7 protein-coding genes are annotated in these 5,788 nt (G+C 63.4%); 6 read left to right on the plus strand and 1 reads right to left on the minus strand.

All coding sequences use genetic code 11. From position 1 onward, the window contains the following. Positions 1 to 210: 210 nt before the first annotated feature. The 3 genes from EOA29_RS22630 (at position 211) to EOA29_RS22640 (ending at position 2,773) form a co-directional block, all read left to right on the plus strand. Positions 211 to 633, plus strand: coding sequence for a helix-turn-helix transcriptional regulator (locus EOA29_RS22630; protein WP_040973463.1), 423 nt, complete (start codon positions 211 to 213; stop codon positions 631 to 633). Positions 634 to 800: 167 nt separating this feature from the next. Then, positions 801 to 2,066 carry a methionine adenosyltransferase gene (gene metK / locus EOA29_RS22635; RefSeq protein WP_126090357.1) on the plus strand — a complete coding sequence of 422 codons (1,266 nt, stop codon included), beginning with the start codon at positions 801 to 803 and terminating at the stop codon, positions 2,064 to 2,066. A gap of 5 nt (positions 2,067 to 2,071) precedes the next feature. Next, complete coding sequence (locus tag EOA29_RS22640; protein WP_126090356.1) at positions 2,072 to 2,773, plus strand: tRNA (guanosine(46)-N(7))-methyltransferase TrmB; 702 nt, start codon at positions 2,072 to 2,074, stop codon at positions 2,771 to 2,773. 66 nt (positions 2,774 to 2,839) lie between these two features. Here EOA29_RS22640 and EOA29_RS41600 read toward each other — a convergent pair whose 3' ends face one another. Then, complete coding sequence (locus EOA29_RS41600) at positions 2,840 to 2,980, minus strand: hypothetical protein (RefSeq protein WP_189350767.1); 141 nt, start codon at positions 2,978 to 2,980, stop codon at positions 2,840 to 2,842. Positions 2,981 to 3,287: 307 nt separating this feature from the next. Between EOA29_RS41600 and rimP the strand changes: the two genes are divergently transcribed. From rimP to EOA29_RS22655, 3 genes are all read left to right on the plus strand, one after another. Further along, complete coding sequence (rimP, locus tag EOA29_RS22645; protein WP_126090355.1) at positions 3,288 to 3,920, plus strand: ribosome maturation factor RimP; 633 nt, start codon at positions 3,288 to 3,290, stop codon at positions 3,918 to 3,920. A gap of 46 nt (positions 3,921 to 3,966) precedes the next feature. Continuing rightward, positions 3,967 to 5,562 (plus strand): transcription termination factor NusA, encoded by a 1,596-nt coding sequence (nusA, locus tag EOA29_RS22650; RefSeq protein ID WP_126090354.1) that lies wholly within the window; start codon positions 3,967 to 3,969, stop codon positions 5,560 to 5,562. A gap of 32 nt (positions 5,563 to 5,594) precedes the next feature. Further along, positions 5,595 to 5,788, plus strand: a 194-nt coding sequence (locus EOA29_RS22655; protein WP_127221581.1) for a DUF448 domain-containing protein, incomplete at its 3' end; no start/stop codon positions are given.

The raw sequence follows: 5,788 nt of genomic DNA on the forward strand, positions 1-5,788 counted from the left end.
TTGCTGATCATGTTGCTCTTTGCCCTTGCGGCCTTCACATTGAATGTAAGGCAGCGGCTACGGGTGAATTGACAGTCGGCACATTAGAAACTCATACTGTAACGCCTAAAATTTTCTCGAAGTCGGTTGGAGGGGTCTGTTGGGGCAGGTGGCTCCGGCTTCGTTGGGCGGCAAAAATAGAAAAAGCCGGAAAAATTCGGCGAGGAAAAAATGACAGAAGAGAACAAGAAGAAGCCGAATCCGATCGACATCCATGTCGGGAGCCGTATTCGGTTGCGTCGCAATATGCTTGGAATGAGCCAGGAAAAACTGGGTGAAAATCTCGGCATCACGTTTCAACAGATACAGAAGTACGAAAAGGGGACGAACAGGGTCGGTGCCAGCCGTCTGCAGGCGATTGCCTCCATCCTGAGCGTTCCCGTCGCCTTCTTCTTCGAGGACGCCCCGGGTCAGGAGGCCGGGGCCGGCAATCGGGGATTCGCAGAGGACGCCTCCATGGCCTTCGCCATCGAGTTCTGCGGCAGCCCGGAGGGGCTTCAGCTCAATCGTGCCTTCGTCAAGATTCCCGACGTCAAGGTGCGGCGCCGGATAATCGATCTTGTGAAGTCCCTTTCGCCGGACGAAGCCGAGTGATTCCAGGCTCATGCCGCTGGCGGTGCCCTGCCGCCGGTGGCACAAGCCGATTGTGCCGACATTCATGCCAGATCCGTCGCGCCGCTTGACGAGCGACGCCCGGCACCGCTAACACGTGGCGCGCCAAAATCGGCAGCCCTGCCGATCTTTTTCAAGAGGGGACACCCGTGACGCGGCAGAATTATCTCTTCACCTCGGAATCCGTTTCCGAAGGCCATCCCGACAAAGTCTGTGACCGTATCTCCGACGAGATCGTCGATCTCGTCTATCGCGAAGCCAAGAAGACGGGCATGGACCCGTGGAAGGTGCGCGTCGCCTGCGAGACGCTGGCCACCACCAACCGCGTCATCATCGCCGGCGAGGTCCGGGTTCCCGAGACGCTGCTGAAAAAGGACAAGGCAGGCAACATCCTGAAGGATGCCGCCGGCCACCCGGTCGTCAATCCGGCCAAGTTCAAGTCGGTCGCCCGCAAGGCGATCCGCGAGATCGGCTACGAGCAGGCCGGCTTCCACTGGAAGACGGCCAAGATCGAGGTGCTGCTGCACGGCCAGTCGCCGGACATCGGCCAGGGCGTCGACAATGCCGCCGACCGCCAGGGCGAGGAAGGGGCCGGCGACCAGGGCATCATGTTTGGCTACGCCTGCCGCGAGACGCCCGACCTGATGCCGGCGCCGATCTATTACAGCCACAAGATCCTCGAACTCCTGGCCGCCGCGCGCCATCAAGGCAGCGGCGAGGCCGGCAAACTCGGCCCGGATGCCAAGAGCCAGGTTACCGTGCGCTATGCCGACGGCAAGGCGGCGGAAGTGACGCAGATCGTGCTCTCCACCCAGCATCTCGATTCGAGCTGGGATTCCAAGCAGGTCCGCAAGGTTGTCGAGCCTTACATCATCGAGGCGCTTGGCGATCTCAAGATCGCCGACGACTGCAACTGGTACATCAATCCGACCGGCAAGTTCGTCATCGGCGGTCCTGACGGCGATGCCGGCCTCACCGGTCGCAAGATCATCGTCGACACCTATGGCGGCGCAGCGCCTCATGGCGGCGGCGCCTTCTCCGGCAAGGACACCACCAAGGTCGACCGTTCGGCTGCCTATGCGGCGCGCTATCTCGCCAAGAACGTCGTGGCGGCCAAGCTTGCCGACCGCTGCACCATCCAGTTGTCCTACGCCATCGGCGTCGCCCAGCCGCTGTCGGTCTATGTCGACCTGCATGGCACCGGCAAGGTCGACGAGGCCAGGCTCGAGGAGGCGCTGCGCAAGGTGATGGACCTGTCGCCGTCCGGCATCCGCCGCCACCTCGACCTGAACAAGCCGATCTACGCGAAAACCTCGTCTTATGGCCATTTCGGCCGCAAGGCCGGCCGCGACGGTTCCTTCTCCTGGGAGAAGACCGATCTGGCCAAGGCGCTCAAGGACGCGGTCGCCGCCTGACACGAGTGGACCCGAAGGACCGGCCGAGCCGCGCGACCGAAGCTTTTTTCGGCCGCCGGCACGGCAAGACCATTCGCCCGCAGCAGGCCGCGGCGCTTGAAAGCGGCCTGCGCGCCTACAGGCTCGATCTGACGGCAGGGGCGCCGGCGGACCTCAGGACGCTGTTCAAGGCAAAGGTTTCGGCACTTCAGCTCGAGATCGGCTTCGGCGGCGGCGAGCATCTCCTGCATCGCGCGACGGAGGCGCCGGCGACCGGCTTCATCGGCGTCGAGCCCTTCGTCAACGGCATGGCCAAGATGATGACGGCGCTCGGCAAGGCGCCGCTCGCCAATCTCAGGGTCTATGACGACGACGCCACGCGTCTGCTCGACTGGCTGCCGCCGGCCTCGCTCGATGGCATCGACCTGCTCTATCCCGATCCCTGGCCGAAGAAGAAGCACTGGAAGCGGCGCTTCGTCAGCCCGGCCAATCTCGACCGGTTCGCCCGGGTGCTGAAGGCTGGCGGCAGCTTCCGCTTCGCCTCCGACATCGACAGCTATGTGAACTGGACGCTGCTCGCCTGCCGCGCCAATGGCAACTTCGCCTGGCAGGCGAACGAGGCCGCCGACTGGCTCACCCCCTATGAGGGCTGGCCCGGCACGCGCTACGAGGCCAAGGCCATCCGCGAGGGAAGGCGGCCTGCCTATTTGACCTTTATCCGGAAGTAGCCCCGGAAAATCTCGAAAGGGCCGCGAAGCGCCCCCGTTATTTGCCGCTTGGAAGTCATCCGCCGCTCAGAAGCGGCCGATCTTGTCGAAGGCGGTCGGGTCGATGCCGAGCTTCTTCAGGTCGCTGCGGCGCGGCTTGCGTCCGGCCTCGACGGCGCGCGATGCGGCTGCGGCGCTGCCGAATGTGGTCAGAAAATCACCGATCACGAAAAACAATCCACGGTCCATGGCGACTACCTTTCGCGCGCCACCGCGCACGACCTTTCTTTTGCACTGCAGCATAAATGGGTGCTGGCAGGCCCCAATCACAGGGGCGCCGGCGCATAGCCGTCATGCTCCAGAAGCAATGCTGATCCCGCTGCGGTGAGGCCGGCGCAACCGTCAGGCTTGAAACACCGGCCGCAATCGTCTATATCAGCCTCAAATTCTTGGTCGGTATGACGAAGAGTGGGTCCACCCGGTCCCGCTCTTTTTTGTTACCTGCCGGCCGGAGCGACAAAACGACAGGGATCCGATGACCGCAGCGGCAAGCGAAGCCGACGACCGTATCATCCGTGAAAGCGGCATCGATGCGCGCATTGCGATGATCGTGCAGCCGGTGCTCAAGGTCATCGGCTTTCGCCTCGTGCGGGTGCAACTGACGGGACAGAACGGGCTGACGCTGCAGATCATGGCCGAGCGCGAGGACGGCACCATGACCGTCGAGGATTGCGAAGAGGTCAGCCGCGCGGTTTCGCCGGCGCTCGATGTCGAAGATCCGATCGAAAAGGCGTATCATCTCGAAGTGTCGTCGCCGGGCATCGACCGGCCGCTGGTGCGCAAATCGGATTTCGCCACCTGGACCGGCCATCTGGTCAAGATGGAGACGTCGGTCCTCATCGGCGACCGCAAGCGCTTCAAGGGCAAGATCGCCGGGGCGGACGCCGACGGCATTCTGCTCGAGCGCGACAAGGCGGCCTATGGCGAAGAGCCGATGGTGCGGGTGCCCTTTGACGCCATTGCCGAGGCGCGGCTCGTGCTGACCGACGATCTCATCCGCGAGGCCCTGTCGAAGGACAACAGGGCCCGCAAGGAAGCAAAAAAGCGCCGGGGCGACGCGGAAGAAGCCGCCGCCGGCGAAGGAAACGAAACCGAACAGGAAGGTTGATTGAGCTTTCGGGCCGCGTGTCCGGAGCGAAGTCGGGAGAAAGACAATGGTTGTAAGCGCCAACAGGCTCGAACTGCTGCAGATCGCCGATGCGGTCGCGCGTGAAAAGTCGATCGACAAGTCCATCGTCATCGCCGCCATGGCCGATGCGATCCAGAAGGCGGCGCGTTCGCGTTACGGTCAGGAAACCAACATCCGGGCCGACATCAATCCCAATACGGGCGAGATGAAACTGCAGCGGCTGATGGAAGTAGTCGAGAAGGTTGAGGACTACGCGACGCAGATCGCCCTCTCCACGGCGCGCGAGCGCAACCCCGACGCCCAGCTTGGCGATTTCATCGCCGAACAGCTGCCGCCCATGGATTTCGGCCGCATCGCCGCCCAGTCGGCCAAGCAGGTCATCGTCCAGAAGGTGCGCGAGGCCGAGCGCGATCGTCAGTATGACGAGTACAAGGACCGTATCGGCGAGATCGTCAACGGAACCGTCAAGCGCGTCGAATACGGCAACGTCATCGTCGACCTTGGCCGCGGCGAGGCGATCATCCGCCGCGACGAGCTGATCCCGCGCGAGAACTACAAGTACGGCGACCGCGTCCGCGCCTATGTCTACGACGTGCGCCGCGAGCAGCGCGGCCCGCAGATATTCCTGTCGCGCACGCATCCGCAGTTCATGGCCAAGCTCTTCACCATGGAAGTGCCGGAAATCTACGACGGCATCATCGAGATCAAGTCGGTGGCCCGCGATCCGGGCTCGCGCGCCAAGATCGCCGTCATCTCGCGCGATTCCTCGATCGATCCGGTCGGCGCCTGCGTCGGCATGCGCGGCAGCCGCGTCCAGGCGGTGGTCGGCGAGCTGCAGGGCGAGAAGATCGACATCATTCCGTGGTCGCCCTCGGCCGCCTCCTTCATCGTCAACGCGCTGCAGCCGGCGGAAGTCGCCAAGGTGGTGCTCGACGAGGATGCCGAGCGCATCGAGGTGGTGGTGCCTGACGACCAGCTGTCGTTGGCCATCGGCCGCCGCGGCCAGAATGTGCGCCTTGCCTCGCAGCTCACCGGCTGGGACATCGATATCCTGACCGAGCAGGAAGAGAGCGAGCGTCGCCAGAAGGAATTCGTCGAGCGTTCGGCGCTCTTCATGGAAGCCCTCGACGTCGACGAGATGGTCGGCCAGGTGCTTGCCTCCGAAGGCTTCACCAGCGTCGAGGAAGTCGCCTATGTCGATTCCGGCGAGATCTCCTCGATCGACGGCTTCGACGAGGATACCGCTTCGGAAATCCAGACGCGCGCCCGCGAATATCTCGAAAAGATCGAGGCCGAGCACGACGAGAAGCGCAAGGCGCTCGGCGTCAAGGACGAACTGCGCGAGATCCCCGGCATCACCACGGCCATGATGGTGACGCTCGGCGAGGACGGCGTGAAGACGATCGAGGACTTCGCCGGCTATGCCGCCGACGACCTGATCGGCTGGAAGGAGCGCAAAGACGGCGAGACCAAGGTGTATCCGGGCGTGCTTGCCGATCATGGCGTCTCGCGCGCCGAAGCCGAAGAGATGGTGCTGGCTGCCCGCAGGAAGGCCGGCTGGATTTCCGAGGAAGAACTGGCCGCTGAAGAAGCCGCGGCCGGCGAAACCGTCGGTGCGTGAGGTGATCACCAATCGCAGAGCCCGTGGACGAGATGAACGATCGCACCTGCATCGTCACGCGCAGGCAGGCCGAAGCGGATGAACTGATCCGTTTCGTCGTCGGCCCGGATTCTGCCGTCGTTCCGGACATCAAGAGAAATCTGCCCGGCCGCGGTTGCTGGGTCACCGCCGATCGCCTACATATCGACAAGGCAGCGGCGAAGAACCTGTTTGCGCGGGCCTTCAA

It is taken from the genome of Mesorhizobium sp. M1E.F.Ca.ET.063.01.1.1 (assembly GCF_003998155.1).
Taxonomy (GTDB): Bacteria; Pseudomonadota; Alphaproteobacteria; order Rhizobiales; family Rhizobiaceae; genus Mesorhizobium.